20 protein-coding genes and 2 tRNA genes are annotated in these 24,959 nt (G+C 62.1%); 20 read left to right on the top strand and 2 right to left on the bottom strand.

Annotation, left to right across the window (positions count from 1 at the left end; all coding sequences use genetic code 11):
• Positions 1 to 459 precede the first annotated feature (459 nt).
• The 8 genes from H3V08_RS05680 to H3V08_RS05645 all read left to right on the top strand — a co-directional run bounded on the left by H3V08_RS05680 (position 460) and on the right by H3V08_RS05645 (position 8,952).
• A tRNA-Arg gene (locus H3V08_RS05680) sits at positions 460 to 532 on the top strand.
• A 252-nt stretch (positions 533 to 784) separates the two neighbouring features.
• A complete protein-coding gene (locus H3V08_RS05675) occupies positions 785 to 1,174 on the top strand; it encodes a Rid family detoxifying hydrolase (RefSeq protein WP_198181871.1) in 390 nt (129 codons plus the stop codon).
• A 54-nt stretch (positions 1,175 to 1,228) separates the two neighbouring features.
• Positions 1,229 to 2,986, top strand: coding sequence for an arginine--tRNA ligase (gene argS, locus H3V08_RS05670; RefSeq protein WP_198181870.1), 1,758 nt, complete (start codon positions 1,229 to 1,231; stop codon positions 2,984 to 2,986).
• 44 nt (positions 2,987 to 3,030) lie between these two features.
• Complete coding sequence (locus tag H3V08_RS05665; protein ID WP_442859348.1) at positions 3,031 to 4,572, top strand: diaminopimelate decarboxylase family protein; 1,542 nt, start codon at positions 3,031 to 3,033, stop codon at positions 4,570 to 4,572.
• Positions 4,573 to 4,605: 33 nt separating this feature from the next.
• A complete protein-coding gene (locus H3V08_RS05660; RefSeq protein WP_033497565.1) occupies positions 4,606 to 5,022 on the top strand; it encodes a pyridoxamine 5'-phosphate oxidase family protein in 417 nt (138 codons plus the stop codon).
• Between the two features lie 150 nt (positions 5,023 to 5,172).
• A complete protein-coding gene (locus H3V08_RS05655) occupies positions 5,173 to 6,510 on the top strand; it encodes a homoserine dehydrogenase (RefSeq protein WP_198181869.1) in 1,338 nt (445 codons plus the stop codon).
• On the top strand, positions 6,510 to 7,577 hold the full coding sequence (locus H3V08_RS05650) for a homoserine kinase (protein ID WP_198181868.1): 1,068 nt from the start codon (positions 6,510 to 6,512) through the stop codon (positions 7,575 to 7,577). The genes H3V08_RS05655 and H3V08_RS05650 overlap by 1 nt, the downstream gene beginning before the upstream one ends.
• Positions 7,578 to 7,590: 13 nt before the next feature.
• Positions 7,591 to 8,952, top strand: a complete 1,362-nt coding sequence (locus tag H3V08_RS05645) for a Maf family nucleotide pyrophosphatase (protein ID WP_198182138.1) — start codon at positions 7,591 to 7,593, stop codon at positions 8,950 to 8,952.
• Positions 8,953 to 8,988: 36 nt separating this feature from the next.
• Here the strand turns inward: H3V08_RS05645 and H3V08_RS05640 are convergent, their stop codons facing one another.
• Entirely contained in the window at positions 8,989 to 9,933 is a 945-nt protein-coding gene (locus H3V08_RS05640; RefSeq protein ID WP_198181867.1) for an AEC family transporter, read from the bottom strand.
• Positions 9,934 to 10,196: 263 nt separating this feature from the next.
• Between H3V08_RS05640 and dapE the strand changes: the two genes are divergently transcribed.
• The 12 genes from dapE (at position 10,197) to rplA (ending at position 22,006) form a co-directional block, all read left to right on the top strand.
• Entirely contained in the window at positions 10,197 to 11,369 is a 1,173-nt protein-coding gene (gene dapE, locus H3V08_RS05635; RefSeq protein ID WP_232340422.1) for a succinyl-diaminopimelate desuccinylase, read from the top strand.
• Positions 11,370 to 11,664: 295 nt separating this feature from the next.
• Positions 11,665 to 14,436 (top strand): Rne/Rng family ribonuclease, encoded by a 2,772-nt coding sequence (locus H3V08_RS05630; RefSeq protein WP_198182137.1) that lies wholly within the window; start codon positions 11,665 to 11,667, stop codon positions 14,434 to 14,436.
• 130 nt (positions 14,437 to 14,566) lie between these two features.
• A complete protein-coding gene (gene rplU, locus H3V08_RS05625; protein WP_198181865.1) occupies positions 14,567 to 14,875 on the top strand; it encodes a 50S ribosomal protein L21 in 309 nt (102 codons plus the stop codon).
• A 34-nt stretch (positions 14,876 to 14,909) separates the two neighbouring features.
• A complete protein-coding gene (gene rpmA / locus H3V08_RS05620; protein WP_033490730.1) occupies positions 14,910 to 15,161 on the top strand; it encodes a 50S ribosomal protein L27 in 252 nt (83 codons plus the stop codon).
• A 97-nt stretch (positions 15,162 to 15,258) separates the two neighbouring features.
• On the top strand, positions 15,259 to 16,941 hold the full coding sequence (obgE, locus tag H3V08_RS05615) for a GTPase ObgE (RefSeq protein WP_198181864.1): 1,683 nt from the start codon (positions 15,259 to 15,261) through the stop codon (positions 16,939 to 16,941).
• A 6-nt stretch (positions 16,942 to 16,947) separates the two neighbouring features.
• Positions 16,948 to 18,081 carry a glutamate 5-kinase gene (gene proB, locus H3V08_RS05610; RefSeq protein WP_198181863.1) on the top strand — a complete coding sequence of 378 codons (1,134 nt, stop codon included), beginning with the start codon at positions 16,948 to 16,950 and terminating at the stop codon, positions 18,079 to 18,081.
• A 39-nt stretch (positions 18,082 to 18,120) separates the two neighbouring features.
• Complete coding sequence (locus H3V08_RS05605; RefSeq protein ID WP_198182136.1) at positions 18,121 to 19,329, top strand: pyridoxal phosphate-dependent aminotransferase; 1,209 nt, start codon at positions 18,121 to 18,123, stop codon at positions 19,327 to 19,329.
• Between the two features lie 138 nt (positions 19,330 to 19,467).
• Positions 19,468 to 19,540: transfer RNA gene (locus H3V08_RS05600), tRNA-Trp, on the top strand.
• Between the two features lie 46 nt (positions 19,541 to 19,586).
• Complete coding sequence (gene secE, locus H3V08_RS05595) at positions 19,587 to 19,799, top strand: preprotein translocase subunit SecE (RefSeq protein ID WP_033490724.1); 213 nt, start codon at positions 19,587 to 19,589, stop codon at positions 19,797 to 19,799.
• A gap of 30 nt (positions 19,800 to 19,829) precedes the next feature.
• On the top strand, positions 19,830 to 20,672 hold the full coding sequence (gene nusG / locus H3V08_RS05590) for a transcription termination/antitermination protein NusG (protein ID WP_198181862.1): 843 nt from the start codon (positions 19,830 to 19,832) through the stop codon (positions 20,670 to 20,672).
• Positions 20,673 to 20,823: 151 nt separating this feature from the next.
• Positions 20,824 to 21,255: a 50S ribosomal protein L11 gene (gene rplK, locus H3V08_RS05585; protein WP_198181861.1), complete on the top strand. Its 432-nt coding sequence runs from the start codon at positions 20,824 to 20,826 to the stop codon at positions 21,253 to 21,255.
• A 61-nt stretch (positions 21,256 to 21,316) separates the two neighbouring features.
• Positions 21,317 to 22,006, top strand: a complete 690-nt coding sequence (gene rplA / locus H3V08_RS05580; RefSeq protein ID WP_033490719.1) for a 50S ribosomal protein L1 — start codon at positions 21,317 to 21,319, stop codon at positions 22,004 to 22,006.
• A gap of 200 nt (positions 22,007 to 22,206) precedes the next feature.
• On the opposite strand, the gene H3V08_RS05575 is transcribed toward rplA, so the two are convergent.
• On the bottom strand, positions 22,207 to 24,183 hold the full coding sequence (locus H3V08_RS05575) for a DUF6020 family protein (protein WP_198181860.1): 1,977 nt from the start codon (positions 24,181 to 24,183) through the stop codon (positions 22,207 to 22,209).
• Positions 24,184 to 24,959 lie beyond the last annotated feature (776 nt).

Genomic DNA, 24,959 nt, shown 5'->3' with positions numbered 1-24,959 from the left:
GGCGTGGAACCAGGGGATTTGGCTCAATTGCGCAGCCAAATCCAACCCCCAACATCCGTAATAACCCCACCTATGAGGATACACGATTCGGCAACAAGTTGTTACGTTCCTCACATTTCAGGTTTTAATAGTGTAATGAGGTAGGCCAATCCAGAACCGTGGTGACGAATGTGAAGACCGCTTGAGGAGCGAAGGCGGAATCACTACAGTGGAACGCAACCCGAGGGAAGAAGTCGGGATCAGGTGGTGGCTTCGCGGGATTGTGGATGGTGCAACGGCGCGTCTGAGACGATTCTGCGGAGTCCTGCCATTGCGTGCTGTGCCGGTTCTCGTCGGTTTCCTGTGCTGACACACCGCGGGGAGGGCCGTATCGCGCGACACCAGACCCTGGGCTGGGTGCGGTTTTCGGCAAGGTGTCCTAATATGGTTTTTGTTGTCCGTTCTTGAACGGCCATAATCGGGTTCGTAGCTCAGTGGATAGAGCGTCTGTCTCCGGAACAGAAGGTCGAGGGTTCGAATCCCTTCGAGCCCACTCCATTTCGACTTCCTTTATATTGTGTTTCTTCTCATGCCCGGCTCAGGTATCTCCTGGACCCTTTGTGTGCCTTGAACGAGATCCTCCGAGCTGGTTTATCGGTGAGCCCATACTTGGTCACTGCCCGACATCCGGATTGCCGGCGGTTTATAGTTAAAGGCAATTCGACCGGAACCCGGTCGGCCACTGGTCCCTGCCTGACCGCCTGCTGGGCGGCATCGGAGGGGTATGTACAGGAGGAGGACGTTCATGGATGAGGGTCTTGAAGAGATTGGCACCCCGTATGCACCCCAGGCCTTGGGTGCCTATAGCCAGGCGGTCAGTGCGAACGGGTTTGTTTTTGTTTCCGGGCAGCTCGGTATCGACCCGGAGACCAGCGCACTGGTGGAGGGCACGGCCGGTGACCAGGCAGCCCAGGCCCTGAAGAACATCAAGAGCATACTCGATGCCGCCGGTACAGGAATGGAAAAGGTGGTCAAGGCTACGGTCTACATGCGGAATGTTGAGGATTTCGCCGAGATCGACAAGGCCTATTCCCAGGTCTTCATCGGCTCCGTGCGCCCCGCCCGCGTGGCCTTCGGCAACAATATGATTCCCAAAGGCGCCCTGGTCGAGATAGATGTGATTGCCCTGGCCTGAGTCCGGTTTGGGTTCGACGGCCATCTCGTCGCCAGGACCGTTAGACTTGGGGTCATGAGTCCTGAAGCACTTGCCCGTATCATTTCCTCAACCGCCGTCGAGTTGGCTCAGGCGGGCCGCCTGGGTGACCTGGATGCCTCCATGGTCCCCGCCGCCGAAAACCTGGCCGTCATGCGGCCCAAGGACCGTTCCCACGGGGACTGGTCAACCAATATCGCCATGCAGTTGGCCAAGAAGGCCGGCATGAATCCCCGTGATATGGGGCAGACCCTGGCCGAGGCCCTGGCCCAGGCCGACGGAATCTCCGGTGTGGATGTAGCCGGCCCCGGTTTCATCAACATCAGTCTGGACTCGGCTTCGGCCGCCGCTGTGGTCGACACCGTTCTCAGTGAGGGTAGGTCCTATGGGGCCAACAACCATCTACAGGGTCGGACCCTGAACCTGGAATTCGTCTCCGCGAATCCCACCGGCCCCATCCACATCGGTGGAACCCGCTGGGCTGCGGTCGGCGATTCCATGGCCCGGGTCCTGGAGGCCAACGGAGCCAAGGTGGTACGTGAGTATTACTTCAACGACCATGGCACGCAAATCGACCGATTCGCCCGTTCCCTGGTTGCTGCGGCACATCATGAGCCCGTACCTGCCGATGGATACAAGGGTGCCTACATCGATGAGATCGCCCAGAGGGTGGTTGACCAGGCCAAGGCCGAGGGGCTGGATGTACTGGCTCTGCCCCGGGTCAGGGACGAGGACGGTGCCGAGGGCGACAGCGAGCAGCGCGAGGCCTTCCGCAGTCGGGCCGTTCCGATGATGTTCGACGAGATACGAAGGTCCATGCAGGACTTCCGCGTTGATTTCGACGTCTGGTTCCACGAGAACAGCCTGTATGAGTCGGGTCAGGTTCAGGAGGCCATCGAAGAACTGCGCACCCGTGATGACATCTATGAGAAGGACGGAGCCACCTGGTTCCGGTCGAGCAGGTATGGCGATGACAAGGACCGCGTGGTCGTCAAATCCGACGGGAACGCCGCCTATGTGGCTGCCGACATCGCCTACTATCTGAATAAACGCAGGCGGGAGAAGGACCCCTGTGATGAGGCCATCTACATGCTTGGGGCGGACCATCATGGCTACATCGGCAGGATGATGGCCATCTGCGCCGCATTCGGCGATACGCCGGGCGTCAACATGCAGATTCTGATTGGACAGCTGGTCAATGTGCTCAAGGACGGTCAGACCGTGCGGATGAGCAAGCGGGCAGGCAATGTGGTCACCATCGATGACCTGGTCGAGGCCGTCGGGGTGGATGCGGCCCGGTACTCTCTGGCCCGTACCGACTACAACCAGACCGTCGATATCGACCTTGACCTCCTGGCCTCCCATACCAATGAGAACCCGGTCTACTATGTCCAGTACGCCCATGCCCGGTCCAAAAACGTCGACCGGAACGCGGCCGATGCGGGCATCGAATCCGCCAAGGCCGATTTGTCCCTCCTGGACACCGAGGCGGACAATGAGGTTCTGGCCACTCTGGCCCTCTATCCAAATGTTGTGCAGACCGCCGGTGACCAGAAGGCTCCCCACCGGGTGGCCCATTACCTTGAGCAACTGGCGGGTGTGTACCATCGCTGGTACAACCTGGAGCGGGTGGTTCCCATGGAGTTGACCGGGGCGGATGATCCGGCCCGGCAGACGGACAAGAATCCCGAACCGGCCCGCGCCGCTGCCAGACTCAGGCTCAACGATGCGGTCCAGCAGGTCATTGCCAACGGTCTCGACCTCCTGGGTGTCTGCGCGCCGGACAGGATGTGACCCGAACGTCCACAGGGAGAACACGCTGCCAAGGAGGGGGTGCCGTGAGTCAACGGAAAGAAGAAGGGGCGGCCCTGGGTGATATCTGGCCGCCCACTGTCAGGCGGGATGATGCCGGTGCAGTGGATGTCCGGAGCATCCCGGTAGAGGATCTGGCTGAGCGGTACGGCACCCCGCTCTATCTGATGGACACCTCCTTCATGGCCGACCGGGCCAGGATTTTCAGGGAGACCGCCAGCCGCAGTCTTCCCACAGCCACCACCCAGGTAAGCTACGCAGGCAAGGCCTTCCTGAGCAAGGAAGTCGTCCGGATCATGCTGGACAGGGGCCTCAACATCGATACCTGTACCCTGGGCGAGATGCTGATTGCCAAGGCAGCCGGTGCCCCCGGACGCCGCCTGGTGCTGCACGGCAACAACAAGTCCGATCGGGAGATATCCCTTGCCATAGAGGAGGGATATGGGAAGATCGTCATCGATGCGGCCGATGAGCCGGAGCGTATAGCGGCCATAGCCCATGGCCTGGGCAGACGGGCCCGGGTCATGCTCAGGGTCACGGTGGGGGTCCATGCCGGTGGGCACGAGTACATCTCCACATCGCATGAGGACCAGAAGTTCGGTGTCCCCATGCTGGCCCCAGGGGCTGATGCCAGCCCGCTTGATCGATTTGGCGCCGGCGACGGGCAGGAATCAATGTCCCGAACAGCGGAGGTTGGCAACGGGGTCTTGTCCGCGAACTCCTCCGACCTTTTCCACGTAGGTGCCGCCGGGGCTCCAATCAATCCGGTCCTGGCCGCCGCTTTGGACACTCTGGCCAACGGTCCTGCCATCAAGGTTCTGAAGGATATCCAGGCCCATGCAGACGACCTGGAACTGGTGGGGATCCATACCCACATCGGATCACAGATTCACGGGGATTCGGCCTTTGGGCAGGCAGCCAATCGGATGATGTTGCTCAGGCGGACCTTCTGGGAGACCGACGGTTTCCTGCTGCCCGAGGTGGATTTGGGTGGCGGTTTCTCCGTTCCCTACCTGCCGGACGAGGATCGGATGGACCTGTCGGGTGCTCTTGGCGACCTGGGTCTGGCCATCGGCAAGATAAACGACCGGCTGGGTATGCCCATGCCCATCATCTCCTTCGAACCTGGCCGGTGGATTGCAGGCCCCAGCGGTATGACCCTGTACCGGGTGGGGACGGTCAAGCCCGTGCCCCTCTCGGACGGGACCGTGCGGACTTACGTGTCAGTTGATGGCGGCATGAGCGACAATATCCGCCCGGCGCTTTACGGGGCGGACTATACGGCTGTTCTGGCCAACAGGAGGGGCAGCTCGGAGACCATCCGCGCCCGGGTGGTCGGCAAGCACTGTGAGTCGGGCGATATCGTCGTGCGCGATGTTTCCCTGCCCAAGGACATCCGTCGAGGGGACCTTCTCCTGGTGCCGGTGACCGGAGCCTACGGGCGGACCATGGCCAACAACTACAACCAGGTTCTGATACCGCCGGTCGTGGCGGTGGACGGTGCCGGTGACCACCTGATGCTGCGGGGGCAGGCCATGGACGACCTGCTCGAACTGGATCAGGGCTAGCATCACACAAGCCGGAAGGCAAGGAGAACGATCATGGATGTTCGCCAGGAGTTCCTGAGGATCATGGACACGCAAAAGCTCATGGCCCTGGCCACCAGTGTCGATGGGCAGCCTGATGTGAGGATGATCGGTTTCGTCTACGACAAGGTCAACAAGGTCATCTACTTCGTCACCTATCCGAAATCGGCGAAGGTGGAGCAGATCAGGCAGAATGACAAGGTGGCTTTCACCACCCTCCCCGCAGAGAGAATCGAGTGTGTGCGGGGCGAGGGAGTGGCCAGGCCCAGTTCCCGGACCCTTGAGGAGGTGGCGCCGGTCCTTGAGGAGAAACGGCCGGGATACATGGAGCACATCAGGCCGGTCCGAGACAGGGTGGCCCTCTTCGAAATCGTCGTCGATGAGGTCAGGGTGGTCCTGTCGGATAAGCAAGACCACTTGCTGCGGGTCTGAGGTTTCGTTCATGACCGCTCCGGACCAGCAGTCTGCGGCTTAGGATGATGGATTCCGGGGGGTGGAATCATCCCCGCAGGTGTCGGATTGATTCTTTAGGATGAGGAATCACAGTACCCGGTGCCTCGGGTGCAAGCTTAAGGAGCGCACATGTCCGCGAAGCCCGAAGTCGAGTCCGATAAACCCATCCGCATAGCCCTTCTGGGGGCCGGAACCGTAGGCTCGCAGACGGCACGCCTGCTGGTAGAGGAATGCGATGACCTGGCCAGCAGGGTCGGGCGCCCACTCGAATTGGTCGGCATTGCCGTGCTGGATCCCTCCAAGGTCACGGCGGATTGGATCGACCGTTCCCTTCTGACCACCGATTCGGAGGGCCTGGTCACCCGGGCCGATATCGTCATCGAGTTGATTGGCGGCATCGAGCCGGCCAGGACCCTCCTTCTCAAGGCCATCGAATCCGGTGCCTCCGTGGTCACGGCCAACAAGGCCCTTCTTGCCCAGCACGGGCCGGAACTCTACCGGGCCGCCCAGGACCATGGTGTGGATATCTACTTCGAGGCGGCCGTTGGTGGTGCCATTCCCATCGTCCGTCCTCTGCGTGAGTCCCTGGTGGGCGACAGGATCACCAGTCTGGTGGGAATCGTCAATGGAACCACCAACTACATTCTCGACGAAATGACCACCAAGGGCCTCCAGTTCGAGGAGGCGCTGAGCGATGCCCAGGCCAAGGGGTTCGCGGAGGCCGATCCCACGGCCGATGTGGACGGTCTGGATGCGGCTGCCAAGGCCGCCATCATGGCCACATTGGCCTTCCACCGGGATGTGAGGATGGATGACGTTCCGGTTGAGGGAATCAGGTCAATCACAGCGGACGACATCGCTGCGGCCAAGGCCGAGCGTCGGGTCATCAAACTTCTTGCCGTGGCGGAGCGGACGGACCAAGGCATCTCCGCCAGGGTCTACCCGGCTCTGATTCCGGACACCCACCCGCTGGCTTCCGTCCGGGGCAGCTTCAACGCGGTCTTCGTCACCGCGGAGGCGGCCGACGACCTGATGTTCTACGGACGTGGTGCCGGTGGTGCCCCTACGGCCTCCGCCGTGGTTGGTGATGTGGTCACCGAGGCAAGGCACATAGCCCAGCAGGGGATGGGACCAATCATTCCCATGTACGCCCGGATTCCCATGGCCCCGCTTGAGGCTTCGCGGGCGGCCTTCGCGGTTCGTTTCCTCATCCATGACAAGCCCGGCGTCCTGGCTGCCATCGCCCAGGTCTTCTCCCGGGAGGGAATATCCATCAACGGGGTCAACCAGGACATCAAACCCACCATGCACGATCCGGGCTACAGCGGGGAGATCCAGCAGCTCAGGGTCGTCACTCACCTCTGTGATGAAGTGACCCTGCGCCGAGTGGTCAAGCAGGTTTCCACCTTCGATTCGGTGACCGGTCAGGCATCCGTCCTGCGTGTCTTTGACCAGGATGCCCTCTGATGGGCGCGGACCGTCCCTGCGCGCGGACCGTCCGAATACGGGTGCCGGCGACCAGCGCCAACCTGGGTTCGGGATTCGATACCGTGGGCCTGGCGCTGGATTATCACGACGAGATCGTTTTCACCCGGTCGGACGACCCGGCCGACACGGGTGTCAAGGTCATCATCGAAGGGGAGGGAGAGGACACCCTTCCCAGGGATGAGACCCACCTGGTCGTCTCCGCATTCCGAAAGGCCTGCCAGGTTTTTGGCCTACCCAGGTTCGGCTTCCTCATGACTGCCCGCAATCGAATCCCGCAGGCCAGGGGCCTCGGATCCAGCGCCGAGGCCATCGTGGCCGGAATCAGCGCGGCTGCAGCCTTCGCCCACACGGGAGGATTCTCCAGGGATGCGGTCTTCGATCTGGCTGCACGGATCGAGGGGCACCCCGACAATGTGGCGCCGGCGGTCTATGGGGGCTTGACCGTCTCCTACGATCTCATCACTGATGAGGGGGTGGGGTCACTGCCCATAGCGGGAGGGACACCCTTGACCCCCGGTTTCCATAGTCTGCGCTACCAGGTTGACCCTGCCATCAGGGCCACGGTCTTTGTGCCCGACTTCCGACTGTCCACCCAGAAGGCCCGACAGGCCCTGCCCGACCGAGTGCCTTACGCCGATGCCATTCACAACCTGTCCAGGGTCGCCCTGATACCGGGAGCATTGAACCCTTCAGGCATGGCCGACATGGGGAGTGGTCAATTCGATGGCCAGGGGAATCTCGCTGCCAGGGCCAACGCGCTCCTGTTCGCGGCCACGCAGGACCGGCTCCACCAGCCTTACCGGGCGGGACTGATGCCACCTGCGACCGATCTGATCGGCCTTTTCCGCCGGCACGGGTATGCCGCGGCGGTCTCGGGTGCCGGTCCCTGTGTCATCGTCCTTCACTACGGGGATGCTTCGGAGGACTTGAAAACCCTGGCCAAGGGTGAGCTCGAATCGGGGCATTGGCAGGTTCTGCAATTGGATGTGGACCGTAATGGGGTCCAGGTGGAGAGTGACGAGGAAGGTGACCTGATTGGCAGTTGAAACCCGGAAACCAATGGCGGCAGTACGAACCGGAGGCAACGGGGAACACGTCCCCTTCATTCTGGCCTCCCAGTCCCCTTCCCGCCAGGCGCTCCTGGTCAAGGCGGGAATCAGCCCGGTGATTCGCAAGTCCCACCTTGACGAGCCCAGGGCCTTGGAGGACGCTGCCCGGTCGCGGGGATTGAAGGCGACGGACCTGTCCATAGAGGACCGGGTCTCTGTTCTGGCAGCAGGCAAGGCGGATCTGATTCTGCATACCCTGCAGTCGGTTGCCGAAACCGAGCATCGGGTCCAGGGAGACCTGGTTGTGGTTCGGCCCCTTGATGGGCAGGCCGCTTGCCCTGCGCAGGTTCGACCCATGCAGCAGGCCGTAAGGTCCTGGTCGGGTATGGCACAGGCCAAGGTTGGCCCCCTGCTGTTGGGATGCGACTCGCTTTTCACCCTGGACGGGCGAATTCTTGGAAAGCCCCACAGGCCGGAGGTTGCCTTGGAGCGGCTCATGGCCATGCAGGGCCGGACCGGCACACTGGTCACCGGACACTGTCTGATTGATGTGGCTACAGGGCGTCGGGTTCAGGGTGTCAGCCGGGCCAAGGTCTCATTCGGGCACTACGACCAGGCCGACATGGAGGCCTATATCGCCAGTGGAGAGCCCTTGGAGGTGGCTGGTTCCTTTACCTTGGAGGGCCTTGGGGGTGCTTTCATCACCGGAATCGAGGGTGACCCCAGCGGGGTCATGGGGCTGAGCATGCCCACCCTGCGTTCCATGGTCGAGGAATTGGGATTGCACTGGGCCGACCTCTGGGATCCCGTCCTGGTCGGGGCCGAGGAGCCGGTGGAAACCTGTGCCGATCCGGCCGGTGTAGTCCCACCCGAGGGGAATGTCCACCAACCGGGAGACGGGTGGGTGAAGTGTGCCTGCGGAAAGCAGCATTGGGGGCTGAATGGGGCGGCCGGTGTTCTCCTGGCCAGGCGTGACAAGCAAACCGGTGCGGTGACCGATGTCCTCCTTCAACACCGAGCCAAGTGGAGCGCCGAGGGTGGCACCTGGGGTGTGCCGGGCGGTGCCATATCCGATGGGGAGAACCCCCTGGAGGGTGGCCTGCGTGAGAGCTATGAGGAGGCCGATATCCATCCGGAGGATATCCAGGTGGTCGGTTCCCATTGTGAGGATCACGGTCCGTGGGGGTACACAACCATCCTGGCCTTCGAACGGCCCGGACATCGGGTGAGTCCGCATATGAACGATGACGAGAGCATTGAATTGGCCTGGGTTCCGGTCGATCAGGTCGATTCACGCCCTCTCCTGGGTGCCTTTGGCCAGGACTGGCCCAACTTCCGTCGTCGACTCGAAGGGTTGGCTGCCCGGAACTGAGCCGGTCCAGGACCCTCAACGGGCTCTTGTGCGGTCTTAGCCGAGAACGATGGCGATCAGGGCGATGACAACCGGCGAGGTTACCGTGCTGACCAGGATTCCGTCCCGGGCAAAGGTGGTGCCCACGTTATACCTGGCCGCGTAGTTGTAGACGTTCTGACCGGTGGGCAACGCGGCAAGAACCACGCACCCGTAGAGCTCGGCACCGCGGAAGCCCATGACGAACCAGGCCAGGAAAAAGGCGATGAGGGGCATGACCAGGTTCTTGAGGATGACCACGGTCAGAGTGGCCCGACGGTTGGTTTCCTTGCCGAATGGTCTGGAGCCGCGCAGGGACATACCGAAGGCCATCAGGATCATGGGGACGGCCGAGGCGCCGATCATGTCGATGGGCTTGAAAACGAAGTCGGGGATGACGTAGTGCCCGACACCGGCACTGATGGCCGAGACCAGGATGCCTCCCAAAGAACCGATCAGGATTGGTTGTTTCAACGGCTGCTTGGCGATGGTCTTCAGGGAGAGCCTTCCGGTGGTCGACGCGTCCAGCATGGTCAGGCCGATGGGTGTGAAGATGGCCTGCTGCATGACCAGGATGGGGGCGACCAGGGTGGGATTGCCCAGGATGTAGGTGGCAACCGGCAGACCGATGTTGTTGGAGTTCAGATACAGCGAATTCAGGACTCCGATTGTGGTGTTCGCCGCATCCATATGAAGGGAGACGGCATTGATGATGACGAAGACGAGTCCCACGGCCGCCGCCGAGAAGAAGGCCACAATGATGCTGGGATGGAAGATGACACTGAGCCGTTGCTTGGAGAGGATGGCGAACATCAGGCAGGGGGTGGAGACGAAGAAGGAGAACTTGTTCAGCACCATCTGCGCCGAGGGGCCTCCGATATGGAATCGAGCCGCCACGTAGCCTACGGCGATGACGACACCGATGATGAAGAAGCCTTCCATGGCGCTGAGCAGACCGGGCATCTTTATTGTTCACCAACTCCCAAAATCGTGGTCGTGCGGACGGCGGCAGGCAGAGGCTACGCCACCGGGCACACCTATTCTGCCACCCGGGCACCAGGTTCGTCAGGGATGTTCCACGCACGAGAGGCCATCCAAGGCTTGGAAGCTCATTCCGCCCCGGAGCCATCTGCCTATAGCATGGTCGTATGAATACGATCCCGCAGGATAAGACACCCCACCAGTTCGGTTCGCGGGTGGAGGGGCTCCTGGACGGCACTGCAAACATGCCCCAGGAAGAGGCCCTGGCCCTGATACTGGAGCGGATGGTGGCCACGGCCTCGGTCAGCGATGAGGAGGGCCCTCTGGCCGACGCGGTCCAGTCCGCGCTCGCGACCTGCCCTGGTTGGCGGGTCGACAGGCTGGGAGACACGGTAGTGGCGAGGACCGACTTGGGTAGGGACCACAGGATCGTCATGGCCGGGCATCTGGACACGGTCCCCATCAATGCGAACATGCCTCCGCGGTGGCTGGAGCCCGGGGATTCTGAAATCAGACCCGACGTGGCCGAAGCCCACCCGGATTCCCGGGTGCTCTGGGGGAGGGGCACCGCAGATATGAAGGCCTCGGATGCGGTCATGCTCCACCTGGCCGCCACACTCGACAATCCTGACTACGACCTGACTCTGGTCTTCTATGACCATGAAGAGGTGGCGGCCGAGAAGAATGGCCTGGGCAGGGTGGTGTCCGCCCATCCCGACTGGGTTCGCGGAGATTTCGCCATCATCGGCGAGCCGACCAATTGCGGCATCGAAGCGGGCTGCAACGGGACCATGCGCTTCGACGTGGTAACCCATGGGGTGGCCGCCCACTCAGCCAGGGCGTGGATGGGCAGCAATGCCATCCATGCCGCAGCCCCCATCCTGGCGAGGCTTGAGTCCTACCGGCCCCGGACCGTCACCGTGGATGGACTGGACTACCGGGAAGGCCTCAACGCCACAATGATCAGAGGGGGGACCGGAACCAACGTCATACCTGACTCATGCCGGGTTCACGTCAATTACAGGTTCGCGCCCGATAAGAGTCTGGCCGAGGCCAAGGCCCTGATGATGGGCGCAACTGCGGGGGCGGAACTGGGCAACGGTGAGCACAGGGCAACCGGAGGGGTCTTTGCGGGGTTCGATATCGAGATGCGCGACGAATCCCCGGCCGCCCGTCCCGGGCTTGTTTCTCCTTGGGCCCGCTCCCTGACGGACCTGATTGCCGGGGCCAATGGATCAACCCCCCAGCCCAAGCTGGGGTGGACCGATGTGGCCAGATTCTCCGCCCTGGGTATCCCCGCCGTCAACCTGGGTGCCGGGGACCCCCTTCTTGCCCATAAGGCCGATGAGCAGGTTCCTCTGGATGATTTGGTCTCGTTGGAGTCAATCCTGGTCTCCTGGCTCAAAGAACGCGATTAGTTTAGTTTTGTGTCATACTAGATAGTGGTGGTTCTGCCTGACCACTTGAAGCGTAGGCGTTGATCCCCCTGCTTGGATCCTTCCGAATCCATGCAGGCGACGGTGTCCGCCCGCGCCAGGAAGACTTTTTTCGAAGGCGTACCGACCTGCGCACCCCCGGGGTGGGCGGCCACAGTGAGAGTGTGGTGTGACAGGGTGTCGGAGCCATGAGCGCGGTTCGAGTCAGCGTGCCGCAAGGAGCATAGTGCCCAGGAACAAGAACGAGGACAGTCAGGAAGACTCCTCAGCAAACTCAATGCAGACCAGTCAGCAGGCAACCGACCAGCCTCAGGCCGAAAAGGGAACAACCCGGCGTCGTCGCAGTGGCAGGCGTGTGGTGCGCGTGGCCGGTGCGGCCGGTGCTCATGTGCCCGTCCAGGTCGAGGCCGATGAGCATGAGGAGGCGGCCCCCGACAAGGGGCGTCGTCGCCGTGTCAAGGTCCAGGACGAGGGTGGGGATACCCGTTCGGAGTCTGTCTCCCGTCGCCGGTCACGCAGGAACGATCCGGAAGAGGAATCGAGCCTGAGCGAATCGCAGGCTTCGGACAGGGATGCGACCGAAGAAGACGAGGAGGTGCCTACCTCCCGGCGGCGTAAGGCGCAGACCAGGTCACGCAGGTCAACCCGCGCCAAGGCCTCGGAATCGACTGAACCCGGTTCCCGCAGCCGTTCCGGCGCTGGCCGTGATTTCGAAGACGGTCGGGATGACCGCCAGGAACGTGCTCTGGAGGCCGTGGAGTCCCTGACCGGCACCGATCTGGGGGATGATGATCAGGACCACAAGTCCAGATCGACCAGGTCCCGGTCCCGTTCTTCTCGTTCCGATTCATCCAAGTCGGCACCGGCCCGGCCCATGACCTCCCTCCTCTTCCAGGAGCCGGTGATTCCGGTCGCGCAGGATGATGACGACGAGCCCGTCATGGAGGATGACGAAGAACCGGCACCGTCCAGGTCATCCCGCAGGTCCAGGAGTCGTCGCTCCCGCAATGCCATCGATCGTGAGCCTCTTGTCGAGGACGAGCAGCGTTCCGAATCGGGATCCCGCCGGTCGCGAAGGCTCAACGCCGAGGAGCGTCGTGCCGCCGATGAGGTGGAGCAGATCGAGGAGGACCTCGACCACGAGGGCATCACCTTCATCAACGATGAGGACGAGAGTGAGGAGGAGGTCACCTCCCGCTCTTCCAGGCGACGTCGTCGCAGCAAGGGCGAGCGCACCCATGAGGACGAAGCCGAGAAGTCCGGTTCTCGTCGCAATCGCCGCTCGCGCGACCATGAGAGTGAAGAGGAGGAAGAAGGGGGGCTGACCCGTCGACGCAGGCGGAGGCGCGGCTCCAAGTCTTCCGATTCCGAGACCGAGGAGACCGGCGGCACCCGGCGCTCCCGCAAGCAGCAGTACATCGACGAAATCACGGATATCGAGGGGTCCACCCGCCTGGAGGCCAAGAAGCAGCGCCGACGCGACAACCGTCGAGAGCGTTCGCGCCAGTCCCAGCTGGTGGAGCAGGACTTCCTGGCCCGCCGCGAGAGCGTAGACCGGCTCATGGTGGTGCGTGAAAAGGAACAACACACACAGATTTCGGTCATTGAGGACGACATCCTGGTGGAGCACTATGTCTCCGACATACAGGAGGTCTCCACGGTCGGCAACGTCTACCTGGGGCGGGTCCAGAACGTCCTGCCCAGCATGGAGGCGGCCTTTGTCGATATCGGGCAAGCCCGCAACGGCGTTCTCTATGCCGGTGAGGTCAACTGGGACACCACACGTCTGGAGGGGCAGCCCCGACGCATCGAGCTGGCCTTCAAGTCCGGTGATCCGGTCCTGGTCCAGGTCACCAAGGATCCGATCGGGCACAAGGGTGCCCGTCTGACCTCCCAAGTGACCCTGGCCGGACGTTTCCTGGTGCTGGTGCCCTCCGGGGGCATGACCGGCGTCAGCCGCAAGCTGGCCGACCATGAGCGCTCCCGTCTGAAGGGAATCATCTCACGTATCGCCCCCAAGGACATGGGGGTCATCATCCGCACCGCGGCCGATGGTGCCAGCGAGGAGGCCCTGACCAAGGACCTGGAGAACCTCCAACGCCAGTGGGAGGAGATCGAGTCCAAGCGCAAGGAGTTCCTGCACGGCAAGCGACCCAAGCTCCTTCAGGGCGAACCCGATGTTGCCATCCGTGTGGTACGAGATATCTTCAACGATGATTTCGCCAGTCTGGTTGTCCAGGGCGATCGGGTCTATGACCGGGTCGAGAACTACCTGGACACCATGGCCCCCGATCTCAGGGACAAGCTGGTGGGGTGGGACCCGTCCGAGCATGAGGGCAAGGACGTGTTCGACAAGTGGGGCATCGACAGCCAGCTGCGCAAGGGGATGGAGCGTCAGGTCTACCTACCCTCCGGCGGCTCCCTTGTCATCGACCGTACCGAGGCCATGACCACCATCGATGTGAACACAGGCCGATTCATCGGTAGGGGCAAGTCCCTGGAGGAGACCGTGACCAGGTGCAACCTGGAGGCCTCCGAGGAGATTGCCCGCCAGTTGCGTCTGCGCGACATCGGCGGCATGATCATGATCGACTACGTTGATATGGTCATGCCGGCCAACCGCGACCTGGTGCTTCGCCGCCTGGTGGAGTGCCTGGCACGGGATCGCACCAAGCACCAGGTGGCCGAGGTCACCTCTCTGGGCCTGGTCCAGATGACCCGTAAGCGGGTGGGCCAGGGTCTGGTCGAAGCCTTCTCGGAGGAGTGCCCCACCTGCCATGGGCGCGGGTTCATCCTCCATGATGAGCCGACCATCTCCGCCTCCTACGACGACCCCTATGCCGTCAAGGGCGGTGATCCCTTCGTCAAGACCAATAAGCACAGTCACAATGCGCCGGCCAAGGAGAGCACGACCACCGGTTCCACGCCCGCCGTCAAGGCCAAGCTGGCCAGGATCGCTGCGGCCGCCCAGGCCGCTGCAGACGAGGATGTGCAGGACAATGACGAGATGGAGGCCACGAATCCGCTGGATGTCGACAAGGAGTCGTAAGCTGAAACCCGTTTTGCGATCGGGCGAACGCATTTGACGATGCAGAGTGTTTGATTATATAGTAGTTAGCTGGTGTTCGGACTGAGGTTGCGGGCACGCTCAGCTTTAGACAAACAGGCAAGGTAGGGTTATGTACGCGATTGTGAAGGCCGGAGGCCATCAGGAGAAGGTCCAGGTCGGTGACCTGATCGAGGTCAACCGTCTGGGCGCCAAGAAGGGCGAGCCGGTCGAGTTCCCGGTCGCGCTGGTCGTCGATGGAGCCAAGGTGACCATGGCCGCCAAGGATCTGGCCAAGATCTCCGTCAAGGGCGAGATTGTGGACGATGAGGCCAAGGGCCCCAAGATCAACATTCAGAAGTTCAAGAACAAGACCGGTGTTGCACGCCGCAAGGGTCACCGTCAGAAGCTGTCCGTGGTCAAGATCACGGCCATTGCCTGATCAGGGTCGAAGAGCTTAGGAAAGGAATCCAGACATGGCACATAAGAAGGGCGCGTCCAGCTCTCGGAACGGGCGCGATTCGAATCCTCAGTACCTGGGTGTCAAGAAGTTCGGCGGCGAGGCCGTCGTGGCGGGCAACATCATCGTCCGTCAGCGCGGCACCAAGTTCCACCCCGGTCAGAATGTGGGTCTGGGCAAGGACCACACCCTCTTCGCACTGGTGGATGGCGAGGTCAGGTTTGCCGAGCGTCGTGACCGCAAGGTCGTTGACGTCGTCACGGCCTGAGCTGGCTTCAAGACTTCAGCCGCGCCCGGTAAGGACGCGGCTTTTTTCATTATTCGGACGGCGGCCGCTTGGTCGGAGAGCATAGAGGTTTGTTGGAATGAGTGCATTCGTGGATCGTGTCACCGTCCATGTCAAGGGTGGCGACGGCGGGAATGGAGCGTCCTCCATACGTCGTGAGAAGTACAAGCCATTGGCGGGACCTGACGGTGGCGACGGCGGGCATGGTGGATCGGTCATCCTGGAGGCCGATACCAATGCCACCAGCCTTTTGGACTACCGCTTCCTTCCCCACCGCAAGGCCGACTCAGGCACCATGGGTCTCGGCGGGGACAAGGACGGCAGCCGTGGGCAGGACCTGATCCTGCCGGTTCCGGTGGGCACGGTGGTATTCACCGCCGAAGGGCGTGAGGGTGAAATCAAACATCCCGGCAAACGACTGGCCGACCTGAATCATCCGGGGGACCGGTTCGTTGCCGCCCAGGGCGGTATCGGCGGCCTGGGTAATCGGTCACTGGCCAATAAGGCCCGGCGCGCACCCGGATTCGCCCTCCTGGGTGAACCTGGGCAGGACAGGGACCTGGTCCTGGAACTCAAGTCGATAGCTGATGTGGCCCTGGTGGGCTTCCCAAGTGCCGGCAAGTCCAGTCTGGTGGCAGCCATGAGCTCGGCCAAACCCAAAATCGCCGATTACCCCTTCACCACTCTGGTTCCTAATCTGGGTGTGGTTCAGGCCGGGGATGAGCGCTTCACCATGGCCGACGTTCCCGGGCTGATACCCGGCGCTTCGCAGGGCAAGGGTCTGGGCCTGGAGTTCCTTCGCCACATTGAGCGAACCGAGATCATCGCCCATGTGATTGACTGCGCCACCCTGGAGTCAGGCAGGGACCCGATCAGTGACTACCATGCTCTGGAGGACGAGCTGGCCAAGTACGCCGATCAGCTGGAGCTGCCCTTGGGGGTTATCCCTATCGAGAAGCGCCCCCGGGTGGTCATTCTCAACAAGGCAGACCTGCCCGAAGCCCGGGAGTTGGCGGAGTTTGTCCGCCCCGAATTCGAGCGCATGGGGTTGAAGGTCTTCGTGGTCTCCACCGCCTCCCACCAAGGGCTCAATGAACTGGGCTACTACCTGGCCGCCCTGGTGGCCCACCTGCGTGGCAAGCTCAAGGCCCAGGCCGCTGAGGAGGAGGCCAGGGTGGTCATTCGCCCCCTGGAAACCCAAAAAAGCCGCAGGGGTGATGCCAACGGCGCATTCACCGTGGAGCGGAAGCAGAACCGCAACGGGGAGCACTGGTTCCAGGTTCGTGGCGAGAAGCCGGAACGCTGGGTCCGTCAGACCAACTTCGACAACGAAGAGGCCGTGGGCTTCCTGGCTGACCGCCTGGCCGGTCTGGGAGTCGAGGACGCACTGCGACGTGAAGGCGCCCGGCCTGGTGATGAGGTCAGGATCGGACCCGGGGATGACGCCATGGCCTTCGATTGGGACCCGACCATCGCGGCCGGTGCCGAGATGTTGGATGGTACTCCCCAGATCGCCCGAGGCAAGGATATCCGCCTGGAGGAGACCGAGGGGCGCACCCGCCGCCGGACCAACAGCCAACGACGCGAAGAGTACCACCGGATGATGGATGCCCGCCAGGCCGTACGTGAAGTGATGGACCAGGAGCGGAAGGCCGGTCACTGGGCCGACCCCTCCGTGGCTGACGATCCCCATGATCTGGAAGGACTCCTGGGTCGGCCTGGAGCCGACGACCGGGCGGACCAGGCCGAGGGAGAGGACTGAGCAGCCATGGCCGCGCCCAGTCAGGATGAAATCCGGGCCAGGGTGGCCCAGGCCTGCACGATAGTGGTCAAGGTGGGTTCCAGCTCGTTGACCACCCCCGATGGGCACCTGGACCCCACCCGCCTGGATGCACTGGTCGGGGCCCTGGCATCGGCCGCCAATGATGGGGCCAGGCTGGTCCTGGTAACCTCTGGAGCCATCGCAGCTGGGTTCGGGCCCCTGGGTTTCCGCTCGCGGCCCGATGATGTGGCCACCCAGCAGGCCACCGCCTCGGTGGGCCAGGGACTCCTCATGGCCCGGTACGAGGCCGCCTTTGCCAGGCGGGGACTGAAGGTCGGTCAGATTCTGATTACGGCCCGCGATACCACCCTGGCCGTTCAATACCGCAATGCCCGGCGGACCCTCTGCCGCCTGCTTGATTTGGGGGTCATCCCCGTAATCAACGAAAATGATGCTCTTGCCAGCAACGAGATCCGATTCGGTGACAATGACCGCCTTTCGGCGCTGATAGCCAACATCGTCAGTGCTGATGCCCTGGTTCTGCTGACCGATGTGGATGCGCTGTATACCGCTCCTCCGAGTCATCCGGAGGCCAGACGGATGGAATTCGTCCCCGATGTGGACGAGGCCTTGAATCAGGTTGACGCGGCCGGATCCTCCTCGGGCCTGGGCACAGGAGGAATGACCACCAAACTGGATGCCGCCAGAATGGCTGCTTCCTCGGGAATCCCCGTGGTCCTGGCCAGGGCCGACCAGGCCGGGCCGGCCCTGGCCGGGGATCGTGTCGGCACCCTCTTCGCTCCGATCCATCGGCGGGGGTCATCGAACAGACTCTGGATCAAGTACGCCTCCCGCCCTCAAGGGGGCTATGTGGTGGATGCGGGCGCGGCCGAGGCAATCCGCGGTGGTCGTGCCAGTCTCCTGGCAGCAGGAACGGTCAGCATCAGAGGCGGTTTTTCGGCCGGCGACCCGGTCTGGGTATGGGACCGGTCCGGTACCCGGCTGGCAAAGGGGCTCTCAGGATACGACTCCGAGGAGGCGGAGGAGATGCTGGGCATGACCACAGCGGACCTTCGAAGAAGGCAGGGGGCGCATTTCGCCCACCCTTTGGTCCACCGGGATTCCCTGGTCCTTATCTGAGAAAACCGCGGCTTGGGCGGTACGATGGGAACCATGAGCATGGCTGAATGGCAGACCCTAAGCAACCGTATCGATTCCGTGGCGCCCAGCGCCACCCTGGCCGTGGACTCCAAGGCCAAGGCCATGAAGGCCCAGGGAATCGATGTAATCAGCTTCGGGGCGGGCGAGCCCGACTTCCCCACTCCGGACTTCATTGCCCGTGCCGCCTCGCAGGCCTGCCTGGACCCGCGCAATCACCGGTACACACCCACGGCAGGCCTGCCTGAACTTCGTCAGGCCATAGCCGACAAGACCGAGCGCGACTCGGGCTATGCCGTGACGCCCGACCAGGTGGTGGTCACCAACGGCGGTAAGCAGGCCGTCTACGAGACCTTCCAGATACTGCTCAATCCGGGCGACCAGGTCATCATTCCCGCCCCCTATTGGACCAGTTACCCTGAAATGGTCACCCTGGCCGGTGGGGAACCGGTACCGGTCCTGAGCGGAGCCGATCAGGGCTACCTTCCCTCCCTGGATGCACTGGAGGCGGCGAGGACCGAGCGGACCAAAGCCAGCATCGTCAATACTCCTTCCAACCCCACTGGGGTCGTCTGGGATGATGATCTGGTTGGGGCCATAGGCCAGTGGGCCCTGGAACACCACATATGGGTCGTCAGTGATGAAATCTACGAGCACCTGACCTACGATGGCGCTCACACTCCTTATCCGGGTGCCCTGGTGCCGGAGCTGCGCGACCAGCTGATTGTCCTGAACGGGGTGGCCAAGACTTACGCCATGACCGGATGGCGTGTCGGATGGATGGTGGCCCCGACCGCGGTATCTAAGGCGGCAGGCAAACTCCAGGGGCATATGACCTCCAACGTGGCCAACGTCTCCCAGCGAGCCGCCCTGGCAGCCATTCAAGGGCCCATGGACGCGGTGGAGACCATGGGGAGGGCTTTTGCCCTCCGCCGAAAGTCCATCATGGTCGCCCTGAACCAGGTGCCGGGGGTCGAGTGCCCTGAGCCCAAGGGCGCCTTCTACGCCTTCCCTGATGTAACGGGTCTCCTGAACCGCCCGCTCGGGCCTCATGGGACCATCAGCCGGACCTCGTCCGACCTGGCCGCCGCAATCCTGGAGGAGACCCATGTGGCCGCAGTGCCGGGAGAGGCTTTCGGGGCCCCGGGCCATCTGCGTTTCTCCTATGCCCTGTCCGACCAGGATCTGGCAGAGGGGATGCGACGGTTCCAGGCGTGGATCGGAGCTTGATTCGGGGTCTTGCCGGTACGATGACGGCACGCGGTTGGACTCAGACCACCCTTTGGGCTAAACTAGCGATTTGGCGGTTTTTCTCCAATAGAGGAGGCGGTTTCGTCTCCTTCGAGTACTGTTGAGAGAAGTTCCGATAGGGAAGTGGCGCAATTGGTAGCGCAACGGTCTCCAAAACCGTAGGTTGTGGGTTCGAGTCCCGCCTTCCCTGCTAAGTGTTGCAGCCGGCAGTGCACGACAGTGAAGGACAGTAGACCATGGCAAAGAAAGAAGACAAGCCAAACTTCTTCATGCGTATCGGTCTGTTCATCAAACAGGTCATTGATGAGATTCGCAAGGTGGTCGCGCCCACCGGGAAAGAGCTCCTGGGCTGGTCCGTGGCGGTCTTCATCTTCGTCCTCCTGCTCATGCTCTTCGTGACTGCTCTAGACTTCGGACTGGGTAAACTGGTCTTCCTCATATTCGGCTGAAGCGAAACAAGGTAGAAGGTGGAGTAATCCATGAGTGATGATCTGACGACTGAGGGTCTGGGCGACGATTTGGCCCAGGAACCGCAGGATACGGTCCCGGCCGTTGCCGAGGGGGAGAGTGCTGCCCCGATTCAGGATCAGCCTGTCGACCAGTCGGCTCAGGATGATGCCGCCCCCGCCTCCGACCAGGCCCAGGGTGGCCAGGCCGATGAATCGGCGCCGGAGTCCGCGGACGCGGATGCCCCCGATCAGGAGGATGCCGGGCAGAAGGCCGTTGACGAGTTCTCCAAGAAGCTGCGCACGCTCGAAGGCAAGTGGTACGTTCTCCACACCTATTCCGGGTATGAGAAGCGGGTAAAGGCCAACGTCGAGTCCCGTATCGTGTCCTTCGGTCTTGAAGACCAGATCTTCCAGGTTGAGATTCCTATGGAAGAGGTCGAGAAGCACACCGACAAGGGCAAGAAGGTCGTCACCCGCGTCAGGGTTCCCGGGTACGTGCTCATCCGTATGTGGCCCGACGAGAACGCCCGCCGCATCATTCGCGATACCGAGGGTGTCACCGGATTCGTCGGCCCGAGCAAGGAGCCTGCGCCTCTGTCCCGCAAGGAAGTCGTGCGCATGATGGCCCCGATGATTGCCTCCGAGGCCCTGAAGGCTGCGGGTGACAAGCCCGAGGCCGCCAAGAAGCGTACTGTGGAGGTCTCCTACGCCGTGGGCGACCAGGTCACCGTCACCGACGGACCCTTCGCCACCATGGCCGCCGTGGTCTCCGATGTGGAGCCGACCACCCAGAAGCTGACAGTGCTGGTCTCGATCTTCGGTCGTGACACACCGGTCGAGTTGGGCTTCGATCAGGTCGAGAAGATCTCCTGACCGTAATATCGGCCACGACCGGTTATGGTCGTCGGTACGTGTCATAATCAACAAGCTTGTGCGCCCCGTAGGGGGTGCATGCGGAAAGAACAAGTTGCGGGAGGAGGCTCAGGCCTCCGACATCACCGCTTCATAGAAAGAAGAACCAGCAATGGCTGCAAAGAAGAAAGTCACCGCGCTGATCAAGGTGCAGATTGAGGCCGGCAAGGCCAATCCTGCCCCGCCGCTGGGTCCTGCATTGGGTTCCCATGGCGTCAATATCATGGACTTCTGCAAGCAGTACAACGATGCCACCAAGGACAAGATGGGTCAGGTCATCCCCTGCGTCATCAGCGTCTATGAGGATCGTTCCTTCACCTTCATCACCAAGACCCCGCCGGCTGCGGACCTGCTCCGCAAGGCTGCTGGCGTGGCCAAGGGTGCCGGCAACCCGCTGACCACCAAGGTGGGCTCCGTCACCAAGGCCCAGGTTCGCGAGATTGCCGAGACCAAGATGGAGGATCTCTCGGCTCGCGATATCGAGGCCGGTATGAAGATCATCGAAGGCACCGCCCGTTCCATGGGCATCACCGTCACCGACTGAAATTGTTGTGAGCGGTAGGGCATACGCTTGCCCGCACCGCGACTGCTGATAGGAGAAGCAGATGACCAAGCGTTCCAAGAAGTATCGCGAAGCGGCCGAGAAGGTCGATCGTACCAACCTGTACAGCCCCGAAGAGGGTCTGGCCCTGCTCAAGGGCATGCCCAAGCGTGGGTTTGACGAGACCGTCGAGGCCGTCTACCGACTGAACGTCGATCCCCGCAAGGCCGATCAGCTGGTCCGTGGCACCGTGAGCCTGCCCAACGGCACCGGCAAGACCGTTCGCGTTCTGGTCTTCGCCCGTGGACCTCAGGCAACTGCGGCCACCGAGGCCGGTGCCGACGTGGTCGGCGATGACGAGCTGGTGACCAAGGTCGCCGGCGGCTTCCTCGACTTCGATGCCGTGGTGGCCACCCCCGACATGATGGGCAAGGTCGGTCGCCTGGGCCGCGTCCTTGGTCCCCGTGGCCTTATGCCCAACCCCAAGACCGGCACCGTCACCATGGACGTGGCTAAGGCCGTCTCCGAGATCAAGGCCGGACGTATCGAGTTCCGCGTCGACAAGAACGGCAACCTGAGCTTCCCCGTGGGCAAGGTTTCCTTCGATGAGAAGGCCCTGGCCGAGAACTTCCACGCCGTTGATGAGGAAGTCAAGCGCATGAAGCCGGCCACCGTCAAGGGCCGCTACATCACCAAGGCCACCCTGACCACGACCATGGGCCCCGGTGTTCCCCTGGATATCGCTCTGCTCTGAGTCCGGCGTTCGGGGCGTGTCCCTGACATAGAACTCGCAAGGACGGAAGGCTGTACGGCCTTCCGTCCTTTTTGTTGCCCGCCGTGTGTTTTCCGGCTCCGACCTCATCTGCTTCCGGTTGCCGACCGTGCTCGGGTGCTGACACCTGCTGTTTTGCCGAGGACTTCAGAAGGTTCACCACGGTCCTGGTGCCAAGGCGGTTAGTTCCTCCGAGTTCCTTCCCGGTCCGGAGAGCAATCGTCCTGATTGGCTCCGGCTAGGACGTGTCGGCGTTCGCAGGACATGGCCAGTATCAGGAAAGGTACGACCATGGCCACAGGGAGCATGTGACGTTCGAAATTGTTGGCCGGTGCGGTGACCATGACCCCCATGATCAACAGGAGGGGAAGGAACTCAAGGAGATGGCGCCATCGCCCGGCACTCAACCAGGCGGCAATCAGAATCAGAGCCAGAACCACCCAGAAGTTCCCCTGGGCGATCCAGCCCAGTACGGGTATGCTGGCCCAGGTCCTGGCCACGCCGGTGACTCCGTTCCTCCAGTCGCGGCACCAGTACTGAATCCAGGTGCTGGACTCTTGGACGTAGGAGTTGTTCAGGTAATACGACATGGCCACATAGGCCGAATCGTTGACGTCGAAGTAGCCGTAGCACTCGGCCATGAGGGCATCCAGGTAGGGGACGGCGTGCCCCTTGGCCAGGTTGAGCCAGGCCTTGTTGAACTTCTTCATCTGGTCGTCCGTGACCGTGCGCCACTTGTAGACAATCAGTTTGGGCTGGTTCCCGGATGACTTGACCCGGTCGGCCTCCCAGGGTGTGTAGTTGGAAGCGGCCGAATCCAGGTCAAGGATGGGGTCCAGATCCTGTCTGTTCTGACTGTCGATGCCAGACGGGTCCACTCTGGCTACTCTGGCCACCTGCTGGAGCTGGATGCTCTTACTCTCTATCGGGTCGCCCTTGATGACGTGCCCGGCCCCTTCCAGGCCACTGACCAGGGCCGTGAAGGCCATGGCGGGCAGGAGGAGGCAGATCAGATAGGTCTTCCAGTACCGGCGGCACATAATCAAGGCCAGCGCAATCTGGGCGATGACAATGTAGATGCCGTACTTGGCGCTGATCAGCATAATCAGGGTACTGACAGCCAGGCCGACAAGTGTTCTGGGGCTGGCGAAGGGGTGGTTGCCGGGCCCGTCCTGCCTGATGGCCTGGTACCAGATGCCGAACCACCAGACGAAGGAGAATGCGAAGAGGGGGGACTTCGTCAGGCTGATTGAGCTGAAGACGTTGAAGGGGCAAACAAGGAAGAAGAGGATGACCAGGGTCCGGGCCAGGGGTCCCGCCCGATAGGCATCGGAGTCCGTCACTGCCGTGGTCATATGGCGGCCGCTGTCGTCCGGATATCCTCCTGTGAAGAACCGGTTGGCTGTGACGGAACAGCAGAAGGCTCCGAAAACGAGTTGCAGGCCTGCCAGGAGAACGATTCCCGCATCATAGGATCCGGTTAGTCGCTGGGAGGCCAGGGCCGTCATCCCGTAAAAGAAGGTCAGGACCAGGTTGTGCTGGTCGGTCAGGAAGGTCGGCTCGGACGGCCAGAGGTAGTGGCCGATGGGGTAGACGTCCATCTGGGTGAAGGCGTTGCCACCATATTGGGGCACGTCACCACGCAACTGCAGAATCCAGTTGGTGCACTCGGCAATCTGGGCATAGAGGTCGGCTCCGTAGGCCGCCAGCAGGGTCACCAGGGCCCAGGACCAGCCGATGACCAGGAGGCGCATGATGGGTTTCCATCCCCGGGTCTCCCGCATGATAAAAGACCGGTAGGCTCTGCCTGCGGACCGAAGTCGCTTCCGCTCCGAGAGGGAGGCCCGAAGCTTCCCGATGGTCCTTCCAATGGCTCCATCCGATCTCCTCAACATGGACAGGGGAGACTCACCGCCGTAGAGAAGGTGTCTGACCAAGGCGACGAGGCCCAGGCAAACGGCCAGAGCGCACAGGAGAATCAGGGCATTCTGCCAGCCGAACTCGGCCATGGATCCGCTGCGGCGGTAGATAGGACCCACCGAGGTGCACCAGGCTATCCAGAGACAGATGAGAAAGGCCAGCACCCGGCCCAGAATGGTGCCGGGAGAATTCCGATGGTCACGCAGAGAGTTGGCGCTGGTGCCTGTGTCTGCTGCCAAGTGGTCCCCCTTGTGGACGGAGCGTGTGTTTCGGACCATGCAATTCTACCTTTGGGCCACAATCCTGACATGGCGGTGTCTCCCGTCGGTACGATTTGCTCAAAAGGACACATGATTTGTGAAAAAAGTATCAAATTGAATGACCGGTTTTGTTGATTCCCGGTTTTCGGGAACCGTGCATGATTTATAGTTAAGGATGTGCCTCATCAGAATACCGAGTGGCAACCATCGGCATCGCTGCGAAGTGGTGTTGTGTCTTCTATCGCGGTGCTCGATACCGTCGATTCGACCAATACCCCTCTGGCCCATGCTCTGGGAACCTGTCTGTATTCAGACGCGCGCCAACGGGTGGAGAAGCCGTTTGGGGACGACACGTCCACAACAGACGCGGGGACGGCGAAGGGGTTTGTAGTTCCTGGCACACGAGGGAAAGCCGAAGATATGCCTCGAAACGATGCCCGCGAGGGCATTCCTACGGCTGAGAGATATGAGGGAAGAGCCGCAAGTAGAGGTACTCGGCGATGGCCCGGCACCGGGCCTTGTAATCCGCCACGTAGTGTGGTTGTTGATGTACAGGTTCGGTGCCGCGGTCGTCTCGACCGTGGCTGGGCCAGCCAGACTGGTTGATTCCTTTTCCCGTGAACCGTGAACCTCCCTGCCCCTCAAAGGTGTCCTTCGCCCAGGGACCGGCTTTTCGTGGAGTGGTCGACGCAAGCACTGCCAGGGGCCCGCTCTATTTGTCCATTGAATACCGCCGTTTCCATGAGGACGGTCAC

This window comes from Bifidobacterium sp. M0307 (assembly GCF_016100445.1).
Classification (GTDB): Bacteria; Actinomycetota; Actinomycetes; order Actinomycetales; family Bifidobacteriaceae; genus Bombiscardovia; species Bombiscardovia coryneformis.
This window is presented reverse-complemented; position numbering and strand designations above follow the sequence as displayed.